The organism is Microlunatus sp. YIM B11417 (assembly GCF_059617205.1).
Genome location: NZ_JCAMPJ010000010.1, coordinates 72475 through 98254, shown reverse-complemented (window position 1 = coordinate 98254; position 25780 = coordinate 72475). Strand labels below are relative to the sequence as shown.

Here is a 25780-nt window from a genome sequence, read left to right as displayed (position 1 = left end):
ACACGTCCCACGGGTCACTCCCGTACCGCCACACCAACCTTCTTCCCGCTTTACCAGAGAAGCAACTCTGGTAAAGCGCCGGTTTTTCACGGGACGTGAAAAACCGACAAGTGGCCGGCCGGGAGCAAGTGCGCCCGGCCGGGCCGCGGGGGTCAGGCGCCGGCGCCCTCCTGGGCGACGCCGGCGACCGCGGTCGGGTCGCCGAGGGAGTACTTCTCGTACGCCGCCGCGGCCGCGTGCCGGTCGTACTTGCCCTCCCGAGCCAGTGACTGCAGCGTGGCGACGACGATCGCCTGCGCGTCCACCTGGAAGAACCGGCGGGCGGCCGCGCGGGTGTCGGCGAAGCCGAAGCCGTCGGTGCCGAGCGAGCACCAGGTGTGCTGCACCCAGGGCGCGATCTGATCCTGTACGGCGCGCATGTAGTCGCTGACCGCGATCACCGGGCCGGGCTTGCCGTGCAGCGCCTGCGTCACGAACGGCCAGCGACGGTCCTCGTCGGGGTGGTTCAGGTTGTACTTCTCCACCTCGACCGCGTCCCGGCGCAGCTCGTTCCAGGAGGTCACCGACCACACGTCGGCGGCCACGCCCCACTCCTCGGCGAGGATCCGCTGCGCCTCCAGGGCGCTCGGCATCGCGACGCCGGAGGCCAGGATCTGGGCCGGCTGCGCGTTCTCCACCTGCGGCGCGGCCGCGTAGTGGTAGAGACCCTTCAGCAGGGCGTCCACGTCCAGCTCCGCCGGGGCGCCCGGCTGGTGCACCGGCTCGTTGTAGACGGTGATGTAGTAGATCAGGTTCTCGCCCTCGGGATGATCATCGTCGGTGCCGAAGCCGTACATCCGGCGCAGGCCTTCCTTGACGATGTGGGCCACCTCGAAACCGAACGCCGGGTCGTAGTGGACGACCGCCGGGTTGGAGCTGGCCAGCAGCGGCGAGTGGCCGTCGGCGTGCTGCAGGCCCTCGCCGGTCAGCGTGGTCCGGCCGGCGGTGGCGCCGATCAGGAAACCGCGGGCCAGCTGGTCGGCCATCGCCCAGATCGAGTCGCCGGTCCGCTGGAACCCGAACATCGAGTAGAAGATGTAGACCGGGATCATCGGCTCGCCGTGCATCGAGTACGCCGAGCCGGCCGCGATCGTCGAGCCCATCGCGCCGGCCTCGGAGATGCCCTCGTGCAGCAGTTGCCCGTCCGTGGACTCCTTCCAGGACAGCAGCAGCTTGCGGTCCACCGAGTCGTACGTCTGCCCGTGCGGCGAGTAGATCTTGGCGGTCGGGAACATCGAGTCCATGCCGAAGGTCCGGAACTCGTCCGGCGCGATCGGCACGATCCGGCGGCCGATCTCCGGGTCCCGCATCAGGTCGCGGAGCAGCCGGACGAACGCCTGGGTGGTGGCCACCTTGGCCTTCTCGCCGGCCGACTCCATCAGCGGTGCGTACACCTCGTCGCCGGGCAGCTTGATGATCGTCGGCTTGACCCGCCGCTCCGGCAGGTAGCCGCCGAGCGCCTTGCGCCGTTCCTGCAGGTACTCGTACTCGGGCGAATCCGTGCCCGGGTGGAAGTAGGGCGGGTTGTACGCGTCGGTCAGTTGATCATCGGCGATCGGCAGGTAGAGCCGGTCCCGGAACGCCTTCAGATCGTCGGTGGTGAGCTTCTTCATCTGGTGGGTGGCGTTGCGCGCCTCGAGCGCGTCGATCGTCCACCCCTTGACGGTCTGGGCCAGGATCACGGTCGGCTGCCCGACGTGCTCGGTGGCCGCCTTGAACGCCGCGTACACCTTGCGGTAGTCGTGGCCGCCGCGGGACAGGTGCCGAAGATCATCATCGGAGAGGTTGGCCACCAGCTGCTTGAGCCGCGGGTCGCCGCCGAAGAAGTTCTCCCGGATGTAGGCGCCGTCCTCGACCGAGTAGGTCTGGAACTGGCCGTCCGGCGTGGTGTTCATCTTGTTCACGAGGACGCCGTCGCGATCGGCCGCCAGCAGCGGATCCCAGTCCCGGCCCCAGAGGACCTTGATCACGTGCCAGCCGGCGCCGAGGAAGATCGACTCCAGCTCCTGCACCACCTTGCCGTTGCCGCGGACCGGGCCGTCCAGCTGCTGCAGGTTGCAGTTGATCACCCAGGTGAGGTTGTCCAACTCCTCGCGCGCGGCCAGGCCGATGGCTCCGAGCGACTCGGGCTCGCCCATCTCGCCGTCGCCGAGGAACGCCCAGACCCGCTTCTCCGAGGTGTCGGTGATCTTGCGGTTGTGCAGGTAGCGGTTGAACCGCGCCTGATAGATCGAGTTGATCCCGGTGAGGCCCATCGACACCGTCGGGAACTCCCAGAAGTTCGGCATCAGCCGCGGGTGCGGGTACGAGGACAGCCCGTTGCCCTGGCCGCGAGAGACCTCCTGGCGGAACCCGTCCAGGTGGTCGGTGGTCAGCCGGCCCTCGAGGTAGGCCCGGGCGTAGATGCCGGGGGAGGCGTGGCCCTGGAAGAAGACCTGGTCGCCACCGCCGGGATGTTCGTGGCCGCGGAAGAAGTGGTTGAAGCCGACCTCGTAGAGGCTCGCCGCGCTCTGGTACGTCGCGATGTGGCCGCCGACCTCGAGGCCCTTCCGGTTCGCCTTGCTGACCATGATGGCCGCGTTCCACCGGATGAAGGCACGGATCCGGCGCTCGACGTGCTCGTCACCGGGGAACCAGGGCTCCGACTCCGGCGGGATCGTGTTGATGTAGTCGCTGCTGCGCAGGGCGGGCAGACCGATCTGCCGCTCCCGGGCGCGCTCCAGCAGTTTCAGCATGATGAAGCGGGCCCGGTGTCGGCCCTGCTCGTCGAGCAGACCGTCCAGGGACTCCAGCCACTCGCTGGTCTCCTCGGGATCGATATCGGGAATCTGCGACGGCAAACCCTCGGCGGTGATGGCCGGTCGGGGTCCGGGCTTGGCCATTGAAGGCTCCTCTTCATCAACTCCCGGCGGGGTGTGCCGGGACCGTACATCTCGGATGCCACCAATCCTGTCACTCCGGCGGAACGTTGTCTCAACCGCGTCCCGACGGCCGAATCGGCACGGCGCCCCGGGGCGTTCTCGACGGTGGCGCGCCGTCGGTGCAGGGTAGCGGTCCGGGACGCGGGACGCGCCGAGATGTGTCCGGGGTTCCCCAATCCCGCGCGGCTCTGGCAGGCTTGGCGCCACAAGGATTCCCTCGGGTTCCGTCCAGATGACCAGGGCGGACTCCGGAGGAGCGGGATTTTCGAGTGGAGGCAGGGGAGTGAGCTCGTCAGGGCCCGAGGCCGTAGGTTCCGGGGACAACAAGCTTGGTCTTGGCAGCGGTCTGGTCGTGCAGGAACTCGGCTGGGACGAGGACGTGGACGAGGACGTCCGGATCATGGTCGAGGACGCGATCGACGGCGAGTTGTTCGAGGAGGTGATGGAGGCCGCCGACGTCGTGCTCATGTGGTGGCGCGACAGTGACGGCGACCTGGCGGACGGGCTGGTCGATTCGCTGACCGACCTGGCCGAGGACGGCTACGTCTGGCTGCTGACGCCGAAGGTCGGGCGCGAGGGTTTCGTGGACCCGGCCGAGGTGAACGAGGCCGCGGTCTCCGCAGGGCTCTCGGTCACGGTCAGCGCGAACGTGTCCGGGGACTGGGCCGCGAACAAGCTGGTCCGGCCCAAGAGTGCCCGTCGCTGAGCCTCCCGCCGAACCCCCGGTCGCGGGCGCGGTCGCGCCCGACCTCCGGGGCCCCAATCAGCACGGGCAGGAGATCCGGCTGTCCGCCCTCCGCGGGCGCCGGGTCGCGCTGGTGTTCTATCCCTGGGCGTTCTCCTCGATCTGCACCTCCGAACTGGCCGAGCTGCGGGAGCTGACGCCGCGGCTCGCCGAGCGTGAGCTCACCGTGCTGGCCGTCTCCTGCGACGCGATGTTCACCCTGCGCGCGTACGCGGACGCCGAGCGGCTCGCCTTCGACCTGGTCAGCGACTGGTGGCCGCACGGCCGGATCGCGCAGGCCTACGGCGTGTTCGACGACAATCTCGGCTGCGCCCGGCGCGGCACCTTCCTGATCGACCCGGACGGCGTCGTCACGGCCGCGTCCGTGACCGCGATCGGCGAGCGCCGCGATCTGCCGGCCCTGCTGCTCGGCTGAGTTAGTTCGTTCATTCAACGATCCATTTGTACGGATCTCGCCTGCGCTCCTGACCCCTTGACGGTCGGAACACCGCACCCTACGCTCGTTTTAGTCTGGCAAATAGTCCTAATTTGGAGCTGGGGTCGAGGCGCAATGTCGGAGCAGGCTGACCGTCGCCAGGTCGTGGTGAGTGCGGTGGGCGTGGTGCCGCCGGCCTATCCCGGGCCCGGCCGCAGCGAGGACCGGCTGGTCGACGCGATGGTGGACTTCTGGCGCTCCGAGATCGAGGCCGTGCTGCCGGACCGGCCGGACCTGATCCTGCTGCCCGAGCTCTGCGACCGCTACGAGGGCATCGACGCGGCTGCCCGGATCGCGTTGCAGCCGGCCATGCAGGCGGCGATGCGACCGGCCCTGGCCGAGCTGGCCCGGTCGGCCTCCTGCTACCTCGGCTACGCCTCCGCGTTGCCGGACGCCGACGGGATCTGGCGCAACGCCGTGACCGTGATCGACCGGTCGGGCGCCGAGGCGGGCAGGTACGCGAAGAACTGGCTGGTGGTCACCGAATCCGAGTTCGGGCTGGTGCCCGGACGCGGGCCTGCGGTGATCGAGACCGACTTCGGCCGGATCGGCGCGGCAATCTGCTTCGACCTGAACTTCCTCGAACTGCTGGACGGCTACCGGCCGCTGTGCCCGGACGTGATGATCTTCCCCTCCCGCTACCACGGCGGCACGATGCAGCCGTACTGGGCCTATCAGCTGCGGTCCCACCTCGTGGCCTCGGTCGGGGTCGGCAACCTGACCAGCGACATCTGGTCGCCGGTCGGGCGCCGGATCGCCGCCAGCACGAACTACGTCCCGACCGTCACGACCATGATCAACACCAATTGCGCCGTGGTCCATCTGGACTTCAACCGGCCGGGCCTGAGGGCACTGAAACGGGCCCGCGGCCGGGCGGTCACGATCACCGATCCCGGCGAGCTGGGCGCGGTGATGATCACCGGCGAGGAGCCCGGCCTGCCGGTGGCCGACCTGCTCGCCGAGTACGAGATCGAGCCGCTGGACGCGTACTTCGAACGCTCGCGGCAGCACAACAACCAGCATCGTCGCTAGGAGGTCGAGATGGACCGACGCACCCTGTTGACCCACGGCGGGCGGCTTGCCGTCGCCTCGGCGATCGCCCCGCTGGCAGCCGGCTGTACGACGACCGCAGACAGTGGCGACACCGGCCGGCGCAACGCCGGGGTGGCCCTGCCGAACCACGTCCGCTTCGACGCGGTCAAGCCGGACCTCCCCGCCTCGCACCAGAACGCCATCGACGGCTTCCTCAGCTATCCGCACCCTGCCCACGACGCGGTCACCGAGCCGCCCGGCGACGGCAGCGAGGTCACCGGCTTCACGGTGACCAGCATCAGTGCGGCGCCGCCGATGCACAGCAATCAGTGGTGGCAGAACGTGAACCGCAAGCTCGGGTCGACGCTGAAGCTGGAGTACGTGGCCGACGCGAACTACCAGCAGAAGTTCCAGACCATGATCGCCGGCGGCGGACTGCCCGACCTGATCCGGATCCCGTCCGTACCGCGTCTTGATCAACTTCTGCCGGCCACGTTCGCCGATCTGACCGAGTACCTGGCCGGTGATGCGATCAGGGACTATCCGATGCTGGCCAACCTGCCGGCCGATGCCTGGCGCAGCTGCGTCTACGCCGGCGGGATCTACGGGGTGCCGGTGCCCCTGCTGCCGATCGGCACGCGGCTGGAGGCGCGGCTGGACGTGATCGAACGGCTCGGCCAGTCGATCGAGCTGGAGTCCGGCGCCGCGTTCCTGGAGCTGTGCCGCGCCGTCACCGACCCGAAGCAGAACCGGTGGGCGATGGTGCAGCCGACCTCGAACTTCATCAAGCTGATGTTCGGGCTGCCCAACGTCTGGCAGGTCGACGACGGCAGGTTCCGGCACGAGGTGGAGTCCGAGGCGTACCCGGACTGGCTCGACTTCGTCGCAAGGATGTGGGCCGAGGGCCTGTTCCATCCCGACTCGTTCGGCCAGCCGCAGTTCGTGCCGCTGTTCTCCGGCGAGCGGTTCATGCTGTTCCAGGTCGGCGGGATGGGCTTCACCCGCGCCTACTCGACCTACCGGGCCGGCGCCCCCGACCTCCAGGTGTCGCCGGTCGTGCCGCCGAAGTTCGACGGCGGCGGCGCGGCGCCGGTGCACCTGGGCAACCCGAAGTCGGCCATGATCGCGATCCGCAAGGACGCGCCGCCGGACCGGATCCGGATGCTGCTCCGGGTGCTCAACTGTCTCGGTGCCTCGTTCGGCACCCAGCAGTGGCTCGACGCCCAGTACGGGCTGGAGGGTGTCGACTGGACCTGGGACGACAAGATCGAAGGCCCGAAGCCGACCAAGCTCGGCACCGTCGAGCAGTGGCCGGTGACCCAGTTCCCCGGCTATCCCAACATCATGTACACACCGGAAGGGCCGCAGGTGACCCGAGCCGAGTGCGCGTACGAGAACGCGGTCGGGCCTGATGCGCTGCCGCTGGAGACGATCGGCCTCTACTCGTCGACCGACTCGGCCAAGGGGCCGACCCTGACGACCATGATCAACAGCGAGGTGGGCGACATCATCCAGGGCCGTAAGCCGGTGTCCGGCTGGAGCGAGGTGGTCACCCGCTGGCGGTCCGAGGGTGGCGACGACATCCGCCGCGAGTACGAAGAGGCGCGTGCCGCCGCCCGATGACCGAACTCACCGCCTGCTCGGTCGCCGAGGCCGAGGCAGACCTGGCCGTCCACGAACTCCGGACCCCGTTGGTGATCAGCAGCGGCGCCGTCACGACCTTGATCGAACTGACTGCGACCGTCCGGGTGACGGCCGGCGGCGCCACCGCGACCGGGCGCGGCTCGATCTGTCTGAGCGATCTGTGGGCCTGGCCCGGCGCCGACCGGCCGCGGGAGGACAAGCTCGCGGCCATGATCGACTACGGCCGGGGGATCGCGGCGTCGCTGCGGGGCCGGACCGGCGGGACCGCGCATCCGCTGGAGCTGGGCCTCCGGCTGCACGAGAGCGTCGCCGCCGATCATGATCAGCCGGCGCCGATGCTGGCCCGGTCGGTCTGTGCGAGCCCGTACGACGCGGCGATCCACGATGCCGTCGGCCGGCTGACCGGCCGGTCCGCGTTCTCCTTCTACGACGAGGATGTGGCGATCCCGAGTGCGGATCGGCTGTTCCCCGGCGGCACGGTGCGCGCGATCCGGGACGCGCTGCGGCCGCCGCGGCGGGAACTGCCCGGCTGGTGGCTGATCGGGATGGGCGATGATCTTGCCGAGGTCGGTGATCAGGTCCGGGCGCGGGGCTTCGGGCGGTTCAAGCTGAAGCTGTCCGGCGACCCGGCTGCCGACGCGGCCCGTACGGTGGAGATCTTCCGGGCCGCCGTCGGCTGGACCCGCGAGCCGAGACTGTCGGTCGACACGAACGAGGCCAGCCGGGATCCGGCCGCCGTGCTGGCTTACCTGGATTCCGTCGAGCGGGTCTGTCCGGACGCCTACGCCGCTCTGGACTATCTCGAACAGCCGACGCCGCGGGCCTCGTTCGACGAGTTCGACTGGCACCCGGTCGGAGTCCGCAAGCCGGTGCTGCTCGACGAGGGGTTCACCGGCCTGGACCAGCTCGAACCGGCGCATGCCCGCGGCTGGAGCGGGCTGGCGTTGAAGACCTGCAAGGGTCACAGCGTCGCCCTGGCCGCCGCGGCCTGGGCCCGGCAGCGCGGTCTGCTGGTCGCGGTGCAGGACCTGACCAACCCCGGCCTCGCCGCGATTCACTCCCAGGTGCTGGCCGCGCACCTGCACCCGCTCAACGGCATCGAACTGAACTCCCCGCAGTACATGCCGGCCGCCAACGCCGCCTGGCTGCCCCGGTTGGCCGGGCTGTTCGACGTCCGTGACGGCCGGCATCGGCTCGACCCGACGGCGCTGATCGGCCTCGGCTCCGCGCTCTGACCGGCCGTGGAGGACGTGGCTCAGGCCGCGGCCACGGCCTCGATCTCGACCAGCAGGCGCGGGTCGGCGAGCTGGTCGACGATGAGCAGGGTGCCGGCCGGGCCGGGCTGGGGGACCGCGTCGGCGCCGGCCGCCAGGAAGCCCTCCAGGTCGGCCGGATCGGTCAGGTAGATCGTGTACTTGATCACGTGCTCGACGCCCATCCCGGCCTCGGCGAGGACGGCACGCAGGTTGCCGGTGGCGATCATGGTCTGCTCGGCGATGCCCTCGCCGACCCGGCCGTCGGCGGTGATGCCGACCTGGCCGGACACGTAGAGGGTCCGTTCGGGGCTGGTCACCAGGACGCCCGGGCTGAGGAACGGCGAGGGGGCGATGCTGCTCGGGTGCAGGTGGGTGATCATGGAGTCTTTCCTTTCCTCGAAGAAGATCCGGTAGGGCCGCGGGCCGCCCGGAGCCGGGCGAACTCGTCGCGCACCGCGGCCTCGGCCGCAGCGTCGAGCAGCCCGAGCCGGGCCAGCACCAGGGTGCCCTGGGCGAGCAGCAGCAGCCGGGTGGCGGCCGGCCCGGCCGTGGTGGCGCCGAGCTCGCGGGTGAGCACCTCGGTGAACCGGGTCCGCATCAGCTCGAGGGCCCGGACCACGAGATCCCGCTCGGCTCCCGGCGCGCCGGCCACCTCGACGGCGCTGTTGGTGATCAGACAGCCGAATCCGTCGTTCAGCGGCGGTGCGAACAGTTGCAGCAGGTAGTTCTCAAGATCATCGAGCGTCCCATCCGGTCCGACGACCTGGTCCAGCCGGGTCGTGACGAACCGGGACAGGTAGTGCTCCAGCGCGGCCCGCCGGAGTCCCGCCTTGTCGCCGTATGCGTGATAGAGGCTGCCGACACTCAGCCCGGTCGCCTCCTCCAGCCGCTCGACCGACGCGCGTTCGTAGCCGTACCGGCGGAAGACGTGCATCGCCCGGTCCAGCACGACCTCGGGATCGAAGGTTCGGCGGCGGCCCATGCCGCAGATACTAGAATCCAGATTCTAGAAAGTCGAGCCGGGCACACGGCCGCACGGTGCGGCATACTCGCGGGATGATGATCACTCGGCGCGGCTTCCACCGTCGGGCCGCGCTGGTGATCGCCGCCCTCGGCGCCACAGCGGCCGGCTGCGCCCTGCTGCCGCCGGAACCGTTGCCGCTGGCCCGGTTCGGCGCCTTCACCATGACCATCACCGGCGGCGTCGCCGGCGTCTTCCGGCAACTGCAGGTGACGCCGAGCGACGGGATCGGACTGGCCCTCACCGAGCGCCCGGCGGCCGGCCGGGTGGGGACCGAGACGCTGAACCGGATCGGAACCCTGCTGGAGTCGGAGGCCTTTCGCCGGGAGGCGGCCCGGCCGCGACCGGACGACATGCGGTGCTCGGACACCTTCGTCGCGACGCTGCGGATGGGAGCACTGACGGCCAGCCGCGAAGATCCCTGCGCGCCCACGCCGGCGCCCGAGTGGGACAAGCTGACCACCCTGCTGCAGCCGTTCTGGGAGGGCCGCTTCGAGGAGCCGCTGCCGGACGGCGCCGTGCCGCCGCCGATTCTGGTTCGGGAGATCGCCTCGGGGCAGCCCACCGGCCGGCAGGTCGAGCTCGCCCCGGACGGGCGGGCGACCCTGCGCTCGACGGACCGGGTGCTGCGGACCGGCCGCCTCGAGATCCCGCAGCTCGAGGCGCTGACGGTGCTGGCGACCCGGCCGCTGTGCCGCCCGACCCGGGAGTTCGACGACGGCTTCCTGATCAGCATCGGTGATCAACAGGCGGCCGCGCCGGTGGGCAACCGGATCGGCGCGGACTGCCCGGAACTCGGCGCGATCGCCCAGCTGGCCCGGACCGCGGTCGATCTCTGAGGGCCATCGCCAAACCCGGGTCGTCCTTCTATCCTCGGAACAGGAGGTGATGGCTGATGCAGGCCAAGGTCGGCGACAAGCTCCTGGTGCACGGTCGCAAGGTCGGCGACGCGGAGCAACACAGCACGATCATCGAAGTCCGCGGCTCGGACGGCAGTCCGCCCTACCTGGTCCGGCACGCCGACGGCAGCGAGGGTCTGGTGTTCCCGGGACCCGACTGCGTCGTGGTGTCCGGCGATCAGAACGGGGAGGCCTGACCGCAGGAGTCGTTCATGATCATCGGCCGGCGGGCGGCGGTCCGACCGTGTCGCCGAGTTCGTGATCACAGGGCAGCAGCAGTTGGCGCTCGTACTCCCCGTCCGGGTCGGCCAGCAGGGCGGTGAGCAACCGTACGGCCCGGCGGCCCATCGCGTTCCGGGCGACCTTCAGGGTGGCCCAACGGAGCGGCCGGGCACCCTCGTCGGGATCGTCGACGAGCAGCACCACCGACAGGTCCTCCGGGATCCGGAGGCCGCGGAGTTTGGCCATCGCGGCCAGCACCCGGACCAGGCCCGCCGACTCGACCAGGATCGCGGTCGCGCCGTCGGCCAGCGCGTGGTCCAGCCAGGCCGCCGCCAGCTCGGCCGGGTGGACATAGGCCGGCTCGGGCACCGCCAGCCCGAAGCGGTCCAGGGCGGCGGCGAACCCGTTCCAGCGGTCCTCCTGCGGCTCGTCCCGTACCGGCTCGCCCAGATAGCCGAACGTCCGGTGGCCGAGCGCCACCAGCTCGTCGACGATCCGCCCGGTGCCGGTGCGGTAGTCGCCACCGACGTAGTTGAGCTCGACCCCGGGCAGTTCGCGATGGCCGATGTAGACGAACGGGTAGCCGTCCTGCACCAGCCGGGTCAGGTCGGCCCGGTTCGCGTGATGGCCGAGCAGCAGGCTGCCCGCGGCCTGGGCCAGCCGGTTGCCGCCCTCGCCGTAGATGCGACGCCCGCCGTCGCCGTCCCGGGCGGCGGTGAACAACATCAGGTTGCAGCCCTCGGCGCCGGCCTGCTCCTCGATGCCCTGCAGGAATTCGAAGTAGTAGTCGCGGGCGCTGGTCGGGAAGATCGGCTCGAAGGTGTGCACGCCCAGCAGGTACGGCGAGCCGGGCCGCGGACGGGCCGGGCCGGCCGGTGCCGGCCGCGGGCTGTAATGCAGCTTCTTGGCGGCCGCGAGCACCCGGTCCCGGGTGTCGAGGGAGATCCGGCCCGCGTCGGCGGTCCCGGTCAGCACCATCGAGACCGTCGCCTGGGACACGCCGGCCGCGCGGGCCACATCGAGCTGGGTTGCCATGGCCAAGTTATATCAGCAAGTTCATTGCAGGTCGAGATTCCCTGCTGGGGTGTCTTGACAGCGACAGGGCTGTGAATGTTCGATACAACCGTCAGGATGTATCAGCAAATATTAGCTCTGATCGATGTGGACGGGGACATGGACGACCTACTGGTGATCGGCGGCGGGCTCGGCGGGGTGGCGGCCGCCCTTGCGGCGGCTCGGCTCGGGCTGCGGGTGACCTTGACGGAGGAGACCGATTGGCTCGGTGGTCAACTCACCGCGCAGGCGGTGCCGTCGGACGAGCATCCCTGGATCGAGACACGGCACATCTCGGCGAGTTACGCCGACCTGCGTCGCCGGATCCGCGACTACTACCGGCGCAATTATCCGCTGACGCCGGAAGCAGCGGCCCTGCCGGACCTGAATCCGGGCCTCGGCAACGTGAGCCGGCTGTGCCACGAGCCCCGGGTCGGGGTCGCCGTGATCGACGAACTGCTGGCACCGTATCGATCGGCGGGCTTGATCACCGTGCTCCTCGAGCACCGTCCGGTCGCCGCCGCCACCGACGGCGACCGGGTCACCGCGGTGACGGTTCATGATCAACGTTCCGGCGCGGTACGCGAGCTGACCGCACCGTTGATCGTCGACGCGACCGAGCTGGGTGACCTGCTGGAGCTGGCCGGCGTCGAGCACGTGATCGGCGCCGAGTCCGCCGAGCAGACCGGCGAACGGTTCGCCGCGCCGGAGCCGATGCCCCATGATCAACAGTCGATCACCTGGTGCTTCCCGGTCGAATACCGGCCGGGGGAGGACCACACGATCGACCGGCCCGTTTCGTATGATCATTGGCGGACTCACAAGAGCGACTTCTGGCCCGGGCCGCAGCTGTCCTGGGAGAAGATCGACATCCACACCATGGCGGGCCGGGAGAACCGGATCTTCGAGACCGAGATGGATCTCCCGTTCGCCGCCGACCTGTGGCACTTCCGCCGGATCCGGGCCCGCAGCCAGTTCGACCGCAGCGTGATCGACACCGACATCTCGCTGGTCAACTGGCCGAACACCGACTATTGGGAGGCCCCGCTGATCGGCCCTGGGATCGATGAGACCCGGCGGCAGTGGGCCCTGCAGCGGTGCCGCGAGCTGTCGCTGTCGTACCTGCACTGGATGCAGACCGAGGCACCCCGGCACGACGGCGGGATCGGCTATCCCGGACTGAAGCTGCGGCCGGACCTGACCGGCACCGAGGACGGCCTGGCGAAGTACGCCTACATCCGCGAGGCCCGCCGGATCCAGGCCCGGTTCACCGTTCTCGAAGATCACGTGGCGGTCCTGGATCGTGATCAACAAGGTGGCGAAGGTGCCGGCTCGGCGATCTTCGCCGACGGCGTCGGGGTCGGCCACTACAACATCGACCTGCACCCGAGCACGGCCGGGGTGAACTACGTGAACCTCGAGGTCTACCCGTTCCAGATCCCGCTCGGGGCGCTGATCCCGGTCCGGGTCCGCAACCTGCTGCCGGCCGCCAAGAACATCGGCACCACGCACATCACCAACGGCTGTTACCGGCTGCACCCGGTGGAGTGGAGCATCGGCGAGGCCGTCGGTGCCCTGGCTGCCCTCTGCGTACGGGAGCGCACCGAGCCGCACGCCGTCGCCGGGTCACCGGACCGGATCGCCGACCTGCAACGGATCCTGGCCGGCACCCTGGGCGCGCCGGTGGCCTGGCCGGACTCCCTCCGGCGCACCCGGCCGTCCCAGGCGGCCCGACCGACCCCGGTCTACGTGCAGCCGGAACCGCGAGTCCCGGCGCCATGATCATCATGCCGAGCCGGGCCCCCGAGCCGGACGTGATCATCTACGGTGCGACCCTGGCCGGGATCATGGCCGCGACCCGCCTGCACCGGCGGGGTTACCGCAGCCTGGTCCTGGAACCGACCGGCCACGTCGGCGGGATCGTCGCCGGCGGCCTGGTGAAGACCGACACCCCGAACGTTCCGGAGGCCCTGGCCGGGCTCACGGCAGAGTTCTTTGCGGCGATCGGTGCCGAGTACGGCGAGGACGGCGATCGCTACCCGTTCGACGTCCGCTACCGGTTCGAGGCCAAGGTTGCCGAACGGGTCGCCTGGCAGTTGCTCGACGAGGCCGAGACGCAGGTGCTGCTCGACCAGCGGATCAGCGGGCCGGTCGACGTGCGGGTCGAGGGCGACTCGATCACCGCTGTGCGGACGTCGCGCGGCTGGCGTTCGGCGCGGTTCTTCATCGACGCCTCCTACGAGGGCGACCTGCTGGCCGCGGCCGGCGTGCCGTACGCGACCGGGCGGGAGAGCACCGAGCAGTACGGCGAGGACCTGGCCGGATTCCTTCCGCACAAGGCGTTCCGGTTCGCCCCGTTCCGTCCGAACACGCACTACCCGGTCCGGGCCCGGCCCGACCTCGGGCCGGGCGAGGCGGACCAGGCGACGCAGGCGTACAACTTCCGCGGGATCCTGTCCAAGAACGCCGACCGGATCCCGTTCCCGCGGCCGGACGACTACGACCCGCGGCGCTACGCGTACCTGGGACAGCTGTTGGCACACCGTGGCCTCCCGGGGCTCACCTCGATCGTCACCCAGACGGCGGAACTGCCGAACGGCAAGTACCAGACGAACCAGGCGTTGTTCATCGGGTTCGATCTTCCCGGCGCCTCCTGGCCCTACCCGGACGGCGACTGGGCCACCCGCGAGCGGGTGATCGCGGAGCACGTCAGCTGGCATCAGGGCATGCTCTACTGGCTGGCCAACGACCCGTCGCTGCCGGAGAGCTTCCGGGCCGACGCCGCCGGGTTCGGCCTGCCTCCCGATGAGTTCGTCGACAGCCCTTACGGCCAAGGGTTTCCGCACGCCCTCTACATCCGCGAGGCGCGCCGCATGATCGGCGCGGCCGTGCTGACCCAACATGATCTCCGCCGGCCCAACGAGCGGAAGCCGACCGCCGTCTGCGCCTGGAAGTACGGCATCGACTGCCACCTGGTGCAGTACTACCCGGACGGCGACGACGCGATCGTCGGCGAGGGCACGGTCACCGGCACACCAAGGAACGCGCCGGCCGATCTCTACCAGTTGCCCGCCGAGATCCTGTTCCCCGCGCGCGGCGGGATCGGCAACCTGACCGTCCCGGTCTGCTTCTCGGCCAGCCACGTCGGCTACCTGTCGGCCCGGATGGAACCGAACTTCGGCATGCTCGGCGAGGCCGCCGGCGAACTGGCCGCGCAGTCCCTGAGCACCGGCCGCGCCGTCCAGGACTACGACTACCCGAGGTTGCGCGCCGCTCTGACCGAGCACGGCGCTCGGCCTCACCTTGATCAAGTTTCGAAGGAGAAACCATGCGTGACGACGACGTCAGCAGGCGCAGCGTCCTCGGCCTGATCGGTGCCGGAGGGCTCGCCCTCGCCGGGTGCAGTGATCGACAACCGCAGACCAGCACGCCGGCCGGGAAGGCCGCGGTCGACCTGCCCGGCTTTCGCCCCTACGCCAAGGTGAAGCCGGACCTGCCGGCCACCGAGGCCGGCCTGATGGCGGCCTACTACGGCTATCCGAAGGACCCGGTCGCGGCCTTCGCCGAGCCGCGCGGAGCCGGCGCGGGCACGGTCGAGTTCCTCACCAACATGTTCAACCCGACGCCGCCCGGGGTGGAGGGCAACGCGTACTGGCAGGCGATCAACGCCGCTCTCGGCGCCGAGGTCAGGCTCACCATGACGCCGGCCGCCGACTACGGAGCCAAGGTGTCCACGGTCGTCGCCAGCGGCCAACTGCCGGACGCGTTGTTGATCTCCAGCACGCTGCCGAACCGGTCCCAGGTGCTGACCCGGCTCTGTGCCGATCTCTCCGAGTTCGTCTCCGGGGACGCGGTCGGGGAGTACCCGTTCCTGGCCAATCTGCCGACGGCGTCCTGGTCGCAGTGTGTCTACGGCGACGGCATCTACGCCGTGCCGATCTCCCGTTCTGTGGCCGGAACGATCATGTTCGCGCGGACCGACCTGATCGAGGCCAAGGGGCTGAACGCCGAGCCGGCCAGCTTCGCCGAGTGGGCCGAGCTGCTCAAGGGACTCACCGATCCGCGCAAGAACACCTGGGCGCTGGGCAACTTCCGGTCCGTGATCACCTACATCGGCAGCATGCTGAAGATGCCCAACCAGTGGCGGCTGGACGGCGGCACGCTCACCTCCGAGTACGAGACCGAGGAACGCAAGGAGGCGATCGCCCGGACGGCGGAGCTGATGAAGGCCGGCTACTTCCATCCCGACACGCTCGGCGGCCGGCTGCAGCTGCGGGAGCTGTTCGGCAACGGCACGCTGGCGCTCAACCCGGACGGCTACGCCGCCTGGGACATCCTGTACGACACGTACCCCGGCATCGAGGTCGGCGGCATCCTGGAGCCCGGCTTCGAGGGCGGAGCGGGCGTGCACCGGTCCGGCCCGCCCGCGTTCGCCCTGACCGCCTTGAAGAAGGCCGAGCCGGACCGGATCCGGCAGGTGCTCCGGGTGCTCGACTGGCTGGCCGCACCGCTCGGCACGAAGGAGTATCTGCTGCGGAAGTTCGGAGTCGAGGGGCAGCACTACGACTGGGTGGACGGCGTGCCGAAGCGGACCGATCTCGGGATCACCGAGGTGAAGCTCCCCCTGGAGTACCTCACGGATTCGCCGCACGTCCTCGGGCCGTCGACGAAGGACCGGGTGACCCGGCAACGCGGGTACCACGAGAAGGCGATCGCCCTACTGCAGACCAACCCGTGCGAGGCGCTGTCCTCGGACACGTCGATCAACAAGAGCGCGGAGATCACCAAGCTCATCTCCTCGGCCGAGAGCGACATCCTGGCCGGGCGCAAGCCGATCGATCACTGGGACGACGTCGTCGCGGAGTGGCGCACGACAGCCGGCGACAAGATCAGATCCGAGTACCTCGAGCAGCTCGGCAACCGCTGAATCCCTGGCCCATCCAACCTGTGAAGGAGTGGCTCGATGGAGAGTCATGATCACGAACCGACCCGCTTCGGCCGCCGCGCTCTCTCGGCGCTCGGCGTCGCCGGCCTTGCTGCCGCCGGCACGGCGGCCCTGGCCCGGCCCGCCCACGCCGACCCACGGGCCGCAGCGAGCGCCGCGACGGTGACCGATGTCGGGAAGCTCCGGCAGACCACCGGGTCGGCGACCGGCGACCTGGCGCTGCTGCTCGGCTACGCCGAGGCGCGGCCCGGGATCGGTGGCGGCTTGCTCTACTGGGACGCCGAGGCGACCGAGCCCGACAACGGCGGAACGATCTTCGCCGTGGCCGGAGCGGCGAAGGGTCGCTGGAAGAGGTTCGTGGCCGGCGAGGTCGAGGCGGCCTGGTTCGGCGTGGGCAGCGACGACGGCGACCAGGCGCCACGGATCCAGGACGCGGTCGACGCGCTCCCTGACGGCGGCAAGATCATCTTCGGCCCTGGGGTGTTCCGGATCGAGCAGACGGTCGTCGTGACGATGGCGCCGATCACCTTCGTCGGCGCCGGGATGGGGGACTACCGGGAGCCGAAGACCTTGGTCGAGGCCGACCTCGGCACCCAGTTGCTGATCAAGACGCCGGACACCGACGCGTTCCTGCTCCGCGGGGTCCGCGGCGGCGGCTTCCGTGACCTGCAACTGCGCGGTGACCTCGACCCGGCGGACGAACGGCCGCTGCTCAAGGGCGGGGCGTTCGTCCGGACCGAACGGCACCCGGACGTGGAAACGATCAACAACTACTTCGTGTCCTTCACCGGCTGCCGGTTCAAGGAGGGGCATCACGGGATCGTGCTGCAGGGCTGCAACACGATCAGGTTCCAGCACTGCGTCTGGAACGGGTTCCGCGGTGATCAGGTGATCCTGCTCAACGGCATCGGCGACACGCACCGGGCCGACCCGGTCGAGTTCGTCCAGTGCGCGATCTCCGCGGGGACGAAGAACCCGGGCACCGACAACGTCGTGATCGACGGCCTCGGCGGCTCGATCAAGTTCGTCGAGACGGCGATCCTGTTCGGCCGGCACGGCATCTGGATGCGGAACACCACTCCGGACACCGAGAGTCTGCCCAAGTTCTTGTACTTCGAGGCGGGAGGGTTCGAGAACGGCCACGGCTACCCGGTGCTGCTGGAGGCCGGCGCGGACGCGAAGTTCGCCAACTGCTACATCTCGCAGGACGGCTTCACCGACAACGTCCGGATCACCGACGGCTTCGCCGGCAGCGCCATGTTCTCCGGCGTGATCGTCCGCGGAGCCGGCCGGCACGGCTTCGACCTCGACGCACCGGTGATCACGATCACCGGCAGCGTGATCGGCAACAACGGCCGGGCCGCCCATCCGAAGTACGGCCGCACGATCACCGCGGCAACGGCCGTCGACGGCGGCGTCCGGGTGACCCTGGACGCGCCGCACGGTTGGGAGGACGGCGACAGCGTGACCGTGCAGGACGCGACCGGCACCGCGCTGAACGGACGTTGGCCGATCACCGTGGCCGGCTCGGACGTGATCGACCTGAAGGGCGCGGGATCGGCCGGCTACACCGGCGGCGGCGTGATCATCCGGCACGGCTCCGGGATCAATCTGCGCGGCAAGGCCAGCCGGGTGGTGATCACCGGGAATGTGATCGGCGGCCTGCCGGAGGGCACCAATCGGCAGGACTACGGGATCGTCAGCGGCGCGGCCGACGTGCTCGTCTCCGACAACGACCTGTCGCACAACCACGGTGGTCCCTACCGGACCACCGGCGACGCCGGCGTACTCTCGAGGTTCCTGCACAACAAGGGGATCGTCGCCTACGACGGCTACCTCACCCTGCACCTGCCGGGCGCGGTCACCGACGGCGACCACGACCTCGGCGAACTGCTCTATCTGCACCGACAACGCCTCCGCGTGCTGGCGGTGATCCGCCGGACCGCGGCGGGAATCTGCCGAGTCCGGCTGACCGCGGACGGTGAACCGCTCGGCGGCGCCGACCTGGAGGCGACGCCGGAGACCGGCGCGGCCAACCTGTCCGAGCCGATCCTGATCGACGGCTTGTCCGCGCCGCTGCGGCTGCGGCTCCGGATCGCTGGTGCCGCGGCCGCCCAGGGCCTCGAGGTGCAGTTCGCGTACCAGCTCGTCGGGTGAGGGGCAGGTGCACGACGGCACGCCGCCGTGATCATTCCAAAGAGTGATGTGTCACAGCGTGGTGCTGGCTACCGTGGACGCCTCGTACCGAACGAGGGAGGTCTGCGGGATGAACCGCAAGGAACGCAAACGACTGGCCGCGTTCGTGACGGCCCGGACGGCGGAACTGACCGATCCGGCCCTGCGCGAGTCGCACCAGGCCCTGCTCGCGCTCAGCGTACGGCTGCGCAAGGAGGCCACCCGGGACGCCGACTGGGACTGGATCGAGAGCGCCGCGTTCGGCGCGGTCGACTGGTTCACCGACGGCGGGGGAGCGAACTGGGCCGACGAGGAGATCGGCGACGCGGTCTTCGGGGACGACCCGGAGAGCGAGGCCGATGCGCTGACCGTCGCGATGCACCGCGCGCTGGCGCTGGCCCACGCCGGCCATCCTGAGTACGACCCGGCCTGGCGGCCGCGGCGTCGTCGTTGAGCTTGACCGCGGTCGATCGAGTACCGAGTGAAGGCTGTTTCTTCGCTTGTCGTGCCGGCGGTCCGGGGACCGGCGTGATCATGGACGTCGCGGCCGTAACCTTCGGGGGTGGCTGCGGATGCGGGTCACGTGATCATCGGCGACCGTCGATCATGGAGTCATGACGGTCCACAGTTGCTCGCAGGGAAGGTGAACCAGACCGTCCACCGCCGCCCGGTCGACCTTGATCATGATCCCCGGGAAGCGCAGGCCCATGGCCTTCGCGTACTCCGTAGCCGCTGTCGGCTCGGCGCGATACTCCCGGAGCAGGTGCTGCCCGAACCAGAGCTGCACCCGGTGTTCAACCAACTCGCCCGCCATCGGGTCTTGCCTCCATCCGCTAGTCCTGGAGGCGAGGTCAAGGCGCCGGGGTATGCGTACCGTCCGACACCCCGACCTGCCGAGAACAACAATCCTCCTATTGGTCTAGTACGTCAAGACCAAACACCACAGACTGATCCGCCAGTGTTGGGCTATGCTGCAGGTCGTGTCGAGGTATCGCGAGATCGCCGATGACCTGCGGTCGGCCATCATCAATGGCCGGGCCGTCGGCGGTAAGGAACTGTCTCGCGGTGCCCAGCTGCCCACGTACACGGAGCTCGAGCGGCTCTACAACGTCTCGCGTGAGACGGTGCGACGTGCGGTGGCCGAGCTCCAGGCCGAGGGCCTGGTGGCGACACGGGGTCGGGACGGCATGGTGGTCAGGAACCCAGCCGTGCTGCCACATCCGAGTCACGTCTCCCCGTTCACTCACGAGTGGTCCGAACGGGCCAAGGAGATCGGCGAGCCGTCCTCGGATTTCGACATGCGCATCGTGCCGGCGCCGAACTCGATCGCCTTCCGGCTCGGAATCGAGCCGGAGACGATGGTCGTCGTGCGTCGGCAACTCCGGAGGATCGACGGGATCCCGTGGTCTCTGGAGGAGTCCAGCTATCCGCTGGACGTGGCGCACAAGGCCGGCCTGGACAACCCTCGGGACATTCCAGGCGGGACGGTGGCAGCGTTAGAAGGGGCGGGGATGCCTGAGACGAGGTGGCGGGTTGAGACCTCGGCCAGGTTTGCTACCACGGATGAGCAAAGCATGTTGGCGATGGGTGCGGGCGCTGCCCTGCTTCTCCGTAACGAAAGCGCCTATTCGGGGGATATAGCCGTGCGCGACACGATCGAGTTCCTGCCTGCGGACAGGAACGTGATCGTCGAGCAATATCCCTTAACGGAAGGTGAATGACATGGATGCACCGATTTTCCCGACCGAGCGGAAGTCCGAGACGGAGTTCCAGGCCACGGACCTGGTCGTCCTTCCGGCGACGTCGAGCGACGCCGCGCCGGCCGAACTTCAGGCGGGGAGCGAGTACCGCATCGAGCGGCTGGCCAACGGCTGGTCCTGGATGCAACGTCCGGTGGGCGGCAGTGGTGCCGACTGGAGCATGGTCGGCAAGATCAGCGACCTGCCGCCGTACGTTCCGGCGGACCGGGCCCAGAAGGTCGTCAAGAACCGGGTCGCCTGGCACATCCTGGACGACGACTTCCAGGAGAAGTCCGAGGGGACCTGCGACGCGTAGAACCCCACAGAACAAAGGCCCCCGGCTCCTGACGGAGTCCGGGGGCTCTGTTTTCGGCGAGCGGTCGCGACCGGGGTCGACTCAGCGGGCGTCGCCGGCCAAGATCAACTCGCCCGTCTGCTCGGCCGGCTGCTCCGACTCGGTGGGCCGGTCCAGCAGCCGTACGAAGGGCAGCACGGCCAGGGTGATCGCGATGCCACCCATGATCACGGCCGAGGTCAGTAGGGCCTGCGGCGCGGAGACGTTGTTGATCAAGTGGCCGAAGCCGAGTGAGGCGACCGCGCCGAACAAGGCGCCGTTGGCGGCCCCCAGACTGCCGACCCGGCCGAGCAGCCGCTGTGGGGTCCTGGCGTAGAAGGCCGTGAACGGGACCGCGAACATCACGCTCATCATCGTCCCGGCCACGAAGCTGACCAGGATCGCCGGGATGGAGCCGGGCTGCAGGAAGAACAGGCCCAGCAGGGCGACTCCGTACAGGCCGGTCGCGCCGATCAGCCAGGTCCGCTGCGGCAGCTTCTGCGCCAGTGCGGCGAAGATCGCGCCGCCGACCATGCCGCCGACGGCACCGGCGCCGAGGAAGGTGCCGAGGGCCCGCGAGTCCTGCTGGCCGAAGACGAACCAGGCCGGGAAGATCAGCGCCGAGATCGGCACGATCACCGCACCCATCAGCGGGCCGACCAGTTGCATCTTGCCGAGGAACGGTTCCTTGATCAGGAAGCGGACCGCGTCGCGCAGGTCGTAGTAGACCTGGACCGGCGACATCGGGCGCTCGTGGGTGATCACCTGCTTCGGCAGCCGGGCCACGATCACGATGCTGATCAGGAAGAGCACGGTGGTCAGCAGCAGCGTGTTCGCCTCGCCGACGGTCGCGATCAGTAGGCCCGCGGTGATCGGCCCGACGAAGGTCGCGACACCCTGCAGGGTCTGCGCCGATCCCATCGCGCGGGTGATCGGAATGCCCTCCTTCTCCGCGGCGGCCGGCACCATGCTGGACTTCGCGATGTTGCCCGGGCCGTCGAAGAACACGCCGAGCACCTGCGTCACCGCGACCAGCCAGAGCGAGAACGAGTCCAGCCAGAGCGCCGCGGCCAGCATCAGCGCCGTGATCAGGCTGAGGCTGTCGGCCAGCGCGGAAACCCGGCGGCCGCCGATCCGGTCGGTGACGAGTCCGCCGGTGAGCGTCCCGGCCAGTGCCGCGATGCCCATGATGAAGGCGATGGTGCCGGCGCTGGCCGCGCTGCCGGTACGGGTCAGCACCAGCCACGGGACGACCAGGGCGATCACCTGGTTCGCGAACGTCGACGCCGATTGCGCCGACAGCACGCTCAGCAACTGCTTCGCCTTGAAGAGGCTCTTCTTCTCCTGCTCCTGCTCGGTGGTGTTCATCTCCGGGATCCGTTCGGTCATCTGGTCAACCCCGTCTGGGTGACCGCTCACTTCTGCTACGAATGGTTGCGGCCGGATCGGACAGCGGTCCCGCAACGAAATGCGCGGACGTCGGCTTGAACTCAACCGCGGTTGGGTTGCCAGGGTTGGCGGATGACCGATACGACCGATGCACCGGACCGCCTTCGACCGGGAGCGGCCCGCGAGCCCCTGCTGCTGTCGCTGGACGAGATCAGAGCCGAACACCGGCCGCTGGTCGGCGGGAAGGCGGCCGGTCTGGCCGAGTTGATCCAACGCGGCTTCGACGTTCCGGAAGGCTTCGTGATCACCACGCGGGCTCGGCGCGGCGGTGTCGGCAACGCCTGGTCCGGCCTGTCCGCTCCCGGGTTGCGGGCGGCCGTCCGTGCTGCCTACCTGGCGTTGTCGGGCCCCGAGCCGGCGCCGGTGGCGGTGGCGGTCCGCTCGTCCGCGACGGCCGAGGATCTGGCCGACGCCAGCTTCGCGGGCCAGTACGACACCTTCCTCGACGTCCGGGGCACCGGCGCGGTCGAGGAGGCGATCGGGCGCTGCTGGTCGTCGCTGCAGTCCGGGCGAGCGATCGCGTACCGGGAAGCCAGGGCGGTCGAGCACGGTGCGGTCGCCATGGCGGTCGTCGTCCAGCGCATGGTCGACGCGGCCAAGGCGGGGGTCCTGCACACCGTGAACCCGGTGACCGGGAACCGGTCCGAAACCGTGATCGAGGCGGTGGCTGGCGTGGGCGAGGCGGTCGTGGCCGGGACCGTGGTGCCGGACCACTATGTCGTGCCGGCGCAGGGCGGCGTCGCACACCCCTCGGGCTGTCTCAGCGCCGACGAGCTGGTACGGCTCCGTGATCTTGGTCGCCGGCTGGAACGGGAGTTCGGCACGCCGCAGGACGCCGAGTGGGCGATCGACCGGACCGGGCGCCTCTGGCTGACCCAGGCGAGGCCCGTCACTACGGCCTTCCCGACGCCGGCCGCCCCCGACGACGGGCTGCGGGCCTACTGGTCCGTCAACGTCTATCAGGGACTGGCCCAGCCGTTCACGCCGATCGGCTCGACCATGATCATGACCCGGCAGCAGGGAATGCAGACCTATCTCGCCTCGATCGGGTTCTCCACCGTGATCACCGACGTGCGCGGCTGGCTCTACTGGGACATCACCGAGGGCGTCGTGCATCCGGCGAAGCGCGAACAGCTGGTGGCCTTCGCCGACAGCCTGGCGGCGCCGTCGGGCCGGATCATCGACAGCCTGGCCGGGGACGCCCGGTTCACCGTTCGCCCGGCCGGGCCGCGCGATCGCCGGCCGGTCGCCCGGCGCCGGATGAAGCCATCGATGATCGCGGCACTGGCATTTCCCCGGGCCGCGCGGACCTTGGCGCGGCAGCAGGCGGAACGGCAGCTCGCCGCGCTCGTCGCATCGGCCGGTGGAGTGCCGGCACCGGGCGCAGCCCCGGAGGCACGGGTGCGGTTCATCGAGAGCGCGTACCGGGGACTCTGCCGGATCGAGTCGACGCTGCCGCGAGCGGCGAACACCGCGGGAAGCTGGTCCCAGCAGTACGTTACGCGGCTGCTCGACGGCCTCGCGAGCAGCGCCGAGGTTCAGGCCGCCTACCGCGGTATCCCGGCCAATCCGACCACCGAGATGGACCTCTCGCTCTGGGCCCTCGCCGAGTCGATCGAGGCCGCGGGCGCAGCGGGTGACCTCGAGGGCGATCCCCGCGCATTGGCCGAGCGTCACCGGCTGGGGACCCTGGCCGAGCCGATCGGCAGAGGGTTGCGCGCCTTCCTGGAAGAGTTCGGCTGCCGCGGGCCCGCCGAGATCGACCTGGGGACGCCACGCTGGAGCGACGACCCGACTCCGTTGCTCGCGTCGCTGGCCAGCTACGTCGAAGCGATCCGTACCGGCGAGAACGCCCGCACGAACTTCGACCGAGCCCGGCGCGAGGCGGAGGCCGAGGTCGTCGCGCTGACCCGTCGAGTCCCGTGGTGGAGGCCGCTGCGCCGGCTGCTGGTCGGGCAGCTGCTGCGCCGATCGCGGGAACTGCGCGGCCTGCGCGAACTGCCCAAACTCCTTCTGATGCGTGGATTCGCCGTGCTGCGGACCGAACTGCTCGTGCTCGGTGATCAACTCGTCGAGCGCGGCAGGCTGGCCGGTCCGGGCGATGTGATGTTTCTCCGACTCGCCGAGCTACGCAGTGCGCTGGACGGTGCGCCGGTGCGCGAGCTCGTTCGGCAGCGGCGCGAGACGTATGCCGTCGAACTGAAGCGTCGGCACGTTCCTTCGGTGGTGCTCTCCGACGGCACCGTCGTCGGCCTGCCTGCGACGGACGAGGATCAGCTGTCGACCTCGATGCTGCGTGGGCTCGGTGCCGCGGCGGGCCGGGCGACGGGTCCGGTGCGGGTCGTGCTCGACCCGCACCCCGCCTCGGTGAGCGCCGGCGAGATCCTGGTCTGTCCCTCGACCGATCCGGGCTGGACGCCGCTGTTCCTCAACGCTGCGGCCCTGGTGACCGAGACGGGCGGCATGATCTCGCACGGCACCACCGTGGCGCGCGAGTACGGCATCCCGGCCGTCGTCGGCGTCGCCGGAGCCACCCGACAGCTCCGTGACGGGCACCGCGTCACGGTCGACGGCGCCGCCGGCACCGTCATGATCATGAGCGGGTGAGGTCGCGGCGCTCAGGAAGCGGCGGGCGGCGAGAACGAGAGGCGATCGAACACCAGGACGTTCTCGATGATCTTGCCGTCGCGGACCGTGAAGCACTCGCCGGCGGGCGCGCTGCCGGTCGCTGCCGTACGCGGGTAGTAGAACAGCGCCACCTTGTCCTCTGTCGCGAAGTCGGCGATGTCGCCGATCCCGGTGAGCATCGGCGCGAACCCGGCGAGGTACTCCCGGTAGGCCTCCTTGCCGACGAGATCGATCCCCGGGGCACGGCAGGTGATGTCGTCGGCGACGAGGGTCATGGCCTGATCGACATCGCCACTGGTCCACGCCTGGTGGTAGTCCCGGACGACGGTCTGGGCGGTGCTCTGCGTCATGATCATTTCTCCTTCTGGAATCGGTGCTGCCGGTCGGTCCCGGGGCGCCAGTGATCGACGCCGGGATCGCCGCCGGTGACGACGATCCGCAGCCGGGGCAGGAAGTGTGCCCAGCCGTCCTGGTGGCCGGGAAGATCAGGTTCGGGCAGGTCCGCGTGGGTCAGTTGGACCAGGGTTCCGAGGACGGTACGGGTCAGGACGAACTCCACCGTGGAGGAGCCGGGCGGCAGGCTCTCGGTGCCGACGCTGCCCCACGACACGACGACTCGGCGCGGCCGCTCGACCTGGAGGTATTCGCCGCGGATCGCGTACCCGGCGATGTCGACGGCGAACCGGCCGCCGGGCCGTGGGTCGAGGCTGGCGTACTGGCCCATCCAGGCGGTCATCCCGGCGTCGGTGGTCAGATACTCGAACACCACTTCGGGCGGCGCCTCGATCTCGATCGACGTCTCAAACGCGGCCACGGTCCGTGTCCTCTCGCGCTTCGATCGCCGCCTTGAGTGCGGCCAGCTTGGTCGGCCAGAAGTCGTCCAGATACGACCGCACCGCCGCCAGCCCGTCCGTGTTGATCGCGAACAGGTGCCGGGTGCCCTCCGCCGTACGACTCGCCAGCCCGGCCGAACGGAGCACGCCGAGATGGTGTGAGGTCGTCTGCTGCGACAACCCGACCTCCTCGGCGATCTGCCCGACCGGCCGCGGTCCGGTCCGCACGACGGCGAGGATCGCCCGCCGATTCGGGTCGGCCAGCGCCCGCAGGGCGAGATCGAGTTCCGCGGCGGGTTCGGGTGCCATGACGCGACCGTATCACAAATGAATGTTTGTACTAACGGCTGTGGGTGGAGATCTGGGAGTG

General features: G+C 69.8%; 24 protein-coding genes. 15 read left to right on the top strand and 9 right to left on the bottom strand.

Annotated features, from left to right (window positions below):
• Positions 1-152 precede the first annotated feature (152 nt).
• A complete protein-coding gene (aceE, locus tag AC6CCG_RS30085) occupies positions 153-2921 on the bottom strand; it encodes a pyruvate dehydrogenase (acetyl-transferring), homodimeric type (protein ID WP_496658486.1) in 2769 nt (922 codons plus the stop codon).
• A gap of 271 nt (positions 2922-3192) precedes the next feature.
• Here aceE and AC6CCG_RS30080 point away from each other — a divergent pair, with 271 nt between their 5' ends.
• The 5 genes from AC6CCG_RS30080 (at position 3193) to AC6CCG_RS30060 (ending at position 8091) form a co-directional block, all read left to right on the top strand.
• Positions 3193-3666: a DUF3052 domain-containing protein gene (locus tag AC6CCG_RS30080; RefSeq protein WP_496658485.1), complete on the top strand. Its 474-nt coding sequence runs from the start codon at positions 3193-3195 to the stop codon at positions 3664-3666.
• Positions 3653-4120 carry a peroxiredoxin gene (locus AC6CCG_RS30075; protein WP_496658484.1) on the top strand — a complete coding sequence of 156 codons (468 nt, stop codon included), beginning with the start codon at positions 3653-3655 and terminating at the stop codon, positions 4118-4120. Before AC6CCG_RS30080 ends, AC6CCG_RS30075 begins: the two co-directional genes overlap by 14 nt.
• Before the next feature lie 135 nt (positions 4121-4255).
• Positions 4256-5212: a carbon-nitrogen hydrolase family protein gene (locus tag AC6CCG_RS30070; RefSeq protein WP_496658483.1), complete on the top strand. Its 957-nt coding sequence runs from the start codon at positions 4256-4258 to the stop codon at positions 5210-5212.
• A 9-nt stretch (positions 5213-5221) separates the two neighbouring features.
• Positions 5222-6835 (top strand): type 2 periplasmic-binding domain-containing protein, encoded by a 1614-nt coding sequence (locus AC6CCG_RS30065; RefSeq protein WP_496658482.1) that lies wholly within the window; start codon positions 5222-5224, stop codon positions 6833-6835.
• The gene (locus tag AC6CCG_RS30060; RefSeq protein ID WP_496658481.1) at positions 6832-8091 is read left to right on the top strand and encodes an enolase C-terminal domain-like protein; all 1260 of its coding nucleotides are present in this window, start codon (positions 6832-6834) and stop codon (positions 8089-8091) included. The genes AC6CCG_RS30065 and AC6CCG_RS30060 overlap by 4 nt, the downstream gene beginning before the upstream one ends.
• Positions 8092-8111: 20 nt before the next feature.
• Here AC6CCG_RS30060 and AC6CCG_RS30055 read toward each other — a convergent pair whose 3' ends face one another.
• Together AC6CCG_RS30055 and AC6CCG_RS30050 are read right to left on the bottom strand one after the other, a co-directional pair.
• On the bottom strand, positions 8112-8492 hold the full coding sequence (locus tag AC6CCG_RS30055) for a RidA family protein (protein WP_496658480.1): 381 nt from the start codon (positions 8490-8492) through the stop codon (positions 8112-8114).
• On the bottom strand, positions 8489-9094 hold the full coding sequence (locus AC6CCG_RS30050; protein WP_496658479.1) for a TetR/AcrR family transcriptional regulator: 606 nt from the start codon (positions 9092-9094) through the stop codon (positions 8489-8491). Before AC6CCG_RS30050 ends, AC6CCG_RS30055 begins: the two co-directional genes overlap by 4 nt.
• 74 nt (positions 9095-9168) lie before the next feature.
• Between AC6CCG_RS30050 and AC6CCG_RS30045 the strand changes: the two genes are divergently transcribed.
• Together AC6CCG_RS30045 and AC6CCG_RS30040 are read left to right on the top strand one after the other, a co-directional pair.
• The gene (locus AC6CCG_RS30045; protein WP_496658478.1) at positions 9169-9972 is read left to right on the top strand and encodes a hypothetical protein; all 804 of its coding nucleotides are present in this window, start codon (positions 9169-9171) and stop codon (positions 9970-9972) included.
• A gap of 56 nt (positions 9973-10028) precedes the next feature.
• Positions 10029-10229 (top strand): DUF1918 domain-containing protein, encoded by a 201-nt coding sequence (locus AC6CCG_RS30040; RefSeq protein WP_496658477.1) that lies wholly within the window; start codon positions 10029-10031, stop codon positions 10227-10229.
• 19 nt (positions 10230-10248) lie between these two features.
• Here AC6CCG_RS30040 and AC6CCG_RS30035 read toward each other — a convergent pair whose 3' ends face one another.
• A complete protein-coding gene (locus AC6CCG_RS30035) occupies positions 10249-11289 on the bottom strand; it encodes a LacI family DNA-binding transcriptional regulator (RefSeq protein WP_496658476.1) in 1041 nt (346 codons plus the stop codon).
• A gap of 75 nt (positions 11290-11364) precedes the next feature.
• On the opposite strand from AC6CCG_RS30035, the gene AC6CCG_RS30030 reads away from it, so the two are divergent.
• From AC6CCG_RS30030 to AC6CCG_RS30010, 5 genes are all read left to right on the top strand, one after another.
• Positions 11365-13089: an FAD-dependent oxidoreductase gene (locus AC6CCG_RS30030; protein ID WP_496658475.1), complete on the top strand. Its 1725-nt coding sequence runs from the start codon at positions 11365-11367 to the stop codon at positions 13087-13089.
• Positions 13086-14678, top strand: coding sequence for an FAD-dependent oxidoreductase (locus tag AC6CCG_RS30025; protein ID WP_496658474.1), 1593 nt, complete (start codon positions 13086-13088; stop codon positions 14676-14678). The genes AC6CCG_RS30030 and AC6CCG_RS30025 overlap by 4 nt, the downstream gene beginning before the upstream one ends.
• The gene (locus AC6CCG_RS30020; RefSeq protein ID WP_496658473.1) at positions 14636-16234 is read left to right on the top strand and encodes an extracellular solute-binding protein; all 1599 of its coding nucleotides are present in this window, start codon (positions 14636-14638) and stop codon (positions 16232-16234) included. The genes AC6CCG_RS30025 and AC6CCG_RS30020 overlap by 43 nt, the downstream gene beginning before the upstream one ends.
• 36 nt (positions 16235-16270) lie before the next feature.
• Positions 16271-18409, top strand: coding sequence for a putative phage tail protein (locus AC6CCG_RS30015; protein WP_496658472.1), 2139 nt, complete (start codon positions 16271-16273; stop codon positions 18407-18409).
• Between the two features lie 109 nt (positions 18410-18518).
• On the top strand, positions 18519-18881 hold the full coding sequence (locus AC6CCG_RS30010) for a hypothetical protein (RefSeq protein ID WP_496658471.1): 363 nt from the start codon (positions 18519-18521) through the stop codon (positions 18879-18881).
• Between the two features lie 150 nt (positions 18882-19031).
• Here AC6CCG_RS30010 and AC6CCG_RS30005 read toward each other — a convergent pair whose 3' ends face one another.
• Positions 19032-19241 carry a hypothetical protein gene (locus AC6CCG_RS30005; protein WP_179749047.1) on the bottom strand — a complete coding sequence of 70 codons (210 nt, stop codon included), beginning with the start codon at positions 19239-19241 and terminating at the stop codon, positions 19032-19034.
• 154 nt (positions 19242-19395) lie between these two features.
• On the opposite strand from AC6CCG_RS30005, the gene AC6CCG_RS30000 reads away from it, so the two are divergent.
• Both AC6CCG_RS30000 and AC6CCG_RS29995 read left to right on the top strand, forming a co-directional pair.
• The gene (locus AC6CCG_RS30000) at positions 19396-20148 is read left to right on the top strand and encodes a GntR family transcriptional regulator (protein ID WP_496658470.1); all 753 of its coding nucleotides are present in this window, start codon (positions 19396-19398) and stop codon (positions 20146-20148) included.
• A gap of 1 nt (position 20149) precedes the next feature.
• Positions 20150-20482 (top strand): hypothetical protein, encoded by a 333-nt coding sequence (locus tag AC6CCG_RS29995; protein WP_496658469.1) that lies wholly within the window; start codon positions 20150-20152, stop codon positions 20480-20482.
• Between the two features lie 81 nt (positions 20483-20563).
• Here AC6CCG_RS29995 and AC6CCG_RS29990 read toward each other — a convergent pair whose 3' ends face one another.
• Complete coding sequence (locus tag AC6CCG_RS29990) at positions 20564-21889, bottom strand: MFS transporter (protein WP_496658468.1); 1326 nt, start codon at positions 21887-21889, stop codon at positions 20564-20566.
• A 132-nt stretch (positions 21890-22021) separates the two neighbouring features.
• On the opposite strand from AC6CCG_RS29990, the gene AC6CCG_RS29985 reads away from it, so the two are divergent.
• Positions 22022-24556: a PEP/pyruvate-binding domain-containing protein gene (locus AC6CCG_RS29985; RefSeq protein WP_496658466.1), complete on the top strand. Its 2535-nt coding sequence runs from the start codon at positions 22022-22024 to the stop codon at positions 24554-24556.
• 11 nt (positions 24557-24567) lie between these two features.
• Here the strand turns inward: AC6CCG_RS29985 and AC6CCG_RS29980 are convergent, their stop codons facing one another.
• Genes AC6CCG_RS29980 through AC6CCG_RS29970 form a run of 3 tightly spaced genes read right to left on the bottom strand, consistent with a single transcriptional unit; the run spans position 24568 to position 25719 of the window.
• Complete coding sequence (locus AC6CCG_RS29980) at positions 24568-24927, bottom strand: nuclear transport factor 2 family protein (protein WP_496658465.1); 360 nt, start codon at positions 24925-24927, stop codon at positions 24568-24570.
• 2 nt (positions 24928-24929) lie between these two features.
• On the bottom strand, positions 24930-25391 hold the full coding sequence (locus AC6CCG_RS29975) for an SRPBCC family protein (RefSeq protein ID WP_496658464.1): 462 nt from the start codon (positions 25389-25391) through the stop codon (positions 24930-24932).
• Positions 25378-25719 (bottom strand): ArsR/SmtB family transcription factor, encoded by a 342-nt coding sequence (locus AC6CCG_RS29970; RefSeq protein WP_496658463.1) that lies wholly within the window; start codon positions 25717-25719, stop codon positions 25378-25380. Before AC6CCG_RS29970 ends, AC6CCG_RS29975 begins: the two co-directional genes overlap by 14 nt.
• Between the last annotated feature and the right edge of the window lie 61 nt (positions 25720-25780).

Coding starts and splice junctions, on each gene's coding strand:
- aceE (WP_496658486.1), bottom strand. CDS start 2,921: ATGGCCAAGCCCGGACCCCGACCGGCCATCACCGCCGAGGGTTTGCCG.
- AC6CCG_RS30080 (WP_496658485.1), top strand. CDS start 3,193: ATGACCAGGGCGGACTCCGGAGGAGCGGGATTTTCGAGTGGAGGCAGG.
- AC6CCG_RS30070 (WP_496658483.1), top strand. CDS start 4,256: ATGTCGGAGCAGGCTGACCGTCGCCAGGTCGTGGTGAGTGCGGTGGGC.
- AC6CCG_RS30065 (WP_496658482.1), top strand. CDS start 5,222: ATGGACCGACGCACCCTGTTGACCCACGGCGGGCGGCTTGCCGTCGCC.
- AC6CCG_RS30060 (WP_496658481.1), top strand. CDS start 6,832: ATGACCGAACTCACCGCCTGCTCGGTCGCCGAGGCCGAGGCAGACCTG.
- AC6CCG_RS30055 (WP_496658480.1), bottom strand. CDS start 8,492: ATGATCACCCACCTGCACCCGAGCAGCATCGCCCCCTCGCCGTTCCTC.
- AC6CCG_RS30050 (WP_496658479.1), bottom strand. CDS start 9,094: ATGGGCCGCCGCCGAACCTTCGATCCCGAGGTCGTGCTGGACCGGGCG.
- AC6CCG_RS30045 (WP_496658478.1), top strand. CDS start 9,169: ATGATGATCACTCGGCGCGGCTTCCACCGTCGGGCCGCGCTGGTGATC.
- AC6CCG_RS30040 (WP_496658477.1), top strand. CDS start 10,029: ATGCAGGCCAAGGTCGGCGACAAGCTCCTGGTGCACGGTCGCAAGGTC.
- AC6CCG_RS30035 (WP_496658476.1), bottom strand. CDS start 11,289: ATGGCAACCCAGCTCGATGTGGCCCGCGCGGCCGGCGTGTCCCAGGCG.
- AC6CCG_RS30030 (WP_496658475.1), top strand. CDS start 11,365: ATGTTCGATACAACCGTCAGGATGTATCAGCAAATATTAGCTCTGATC.
- AC6CCG_RS30025 (WP_496658474.1), top strand. CDS start 13,086: ATGATCATCATGCCGAGCCGGGCCCCCGAGCCGGACGTGATCATCTAC.
- AC6CCG_RS30020 (WP_496658473.1), top strand. CDS start 14,636: ATGCGTGACGACGACGTCAGCAGGCGCAGCGTCCTCGGCCTGATCGGT.
- AC6CCG_RS30015 (WP_496658472.1), top strand. CDS start 16,271: ATGGAGAGTCATGATCACGAACCGACCCGCTTCGGCCGCCGCGCTCTC.
- AC6CCG_RS30010 (WP_496658471.1), top strand. CDS start 18,519: ATGAACCGCAAGGAACGCAAACGACTGGCCGCGTTCGTGACGGCCCGG.
- AC6CCG_RS30005 (WP_179749047.1), bottom strand. CDS start 19,241: ATGGCGGGCGAGTTGGTTGAACACCGGGTGCAGCTCTGGTTCGGGCAG.
- AC6CCG_RS30000 (WP_496658470.1), top strand. CDS start 19,396: ATGCTGCAGGTCGTGTCGAGGTATCGCGAGATCGCCGATGACCTGCGG.
- AC6CCG_RS29995 (WP_496658469.1), top strand. CDS start 20,150: ATGGATGCACCGATTTTCCCGACCGAGCGGAAGTCCGAGACGGAGTTC.
- AC6CCG_RS29990 (WP_496658468.1), bottom strand. CDS start 21,889: ATGACCGAACGGATCCCGGAGATGAACACCACCGAGCAGGAGCAGGAG.
- AC6CCG_RS29985 (WP_496658466.1), top strand. CDS start 22,022: ATGACCGATACGACCGATGCACCGGACCGCCTTCGACCGGGAGCGGCC.
- AC6CCG_RS29980 (WP_496658465.1), bottom strand. CDS start 24,927: ATGACGCAGAGCACCGCCCAGACCGTCGTCCGGGACTACCACCAGGCG.
- AC6CCG_RS29970 (WP_496658463.1), bottom strand. CDS start 25,719: ATGGCACCCGAACCCGCCGCGGAACTCGATCTCGCCCTGCGGGCGCTG.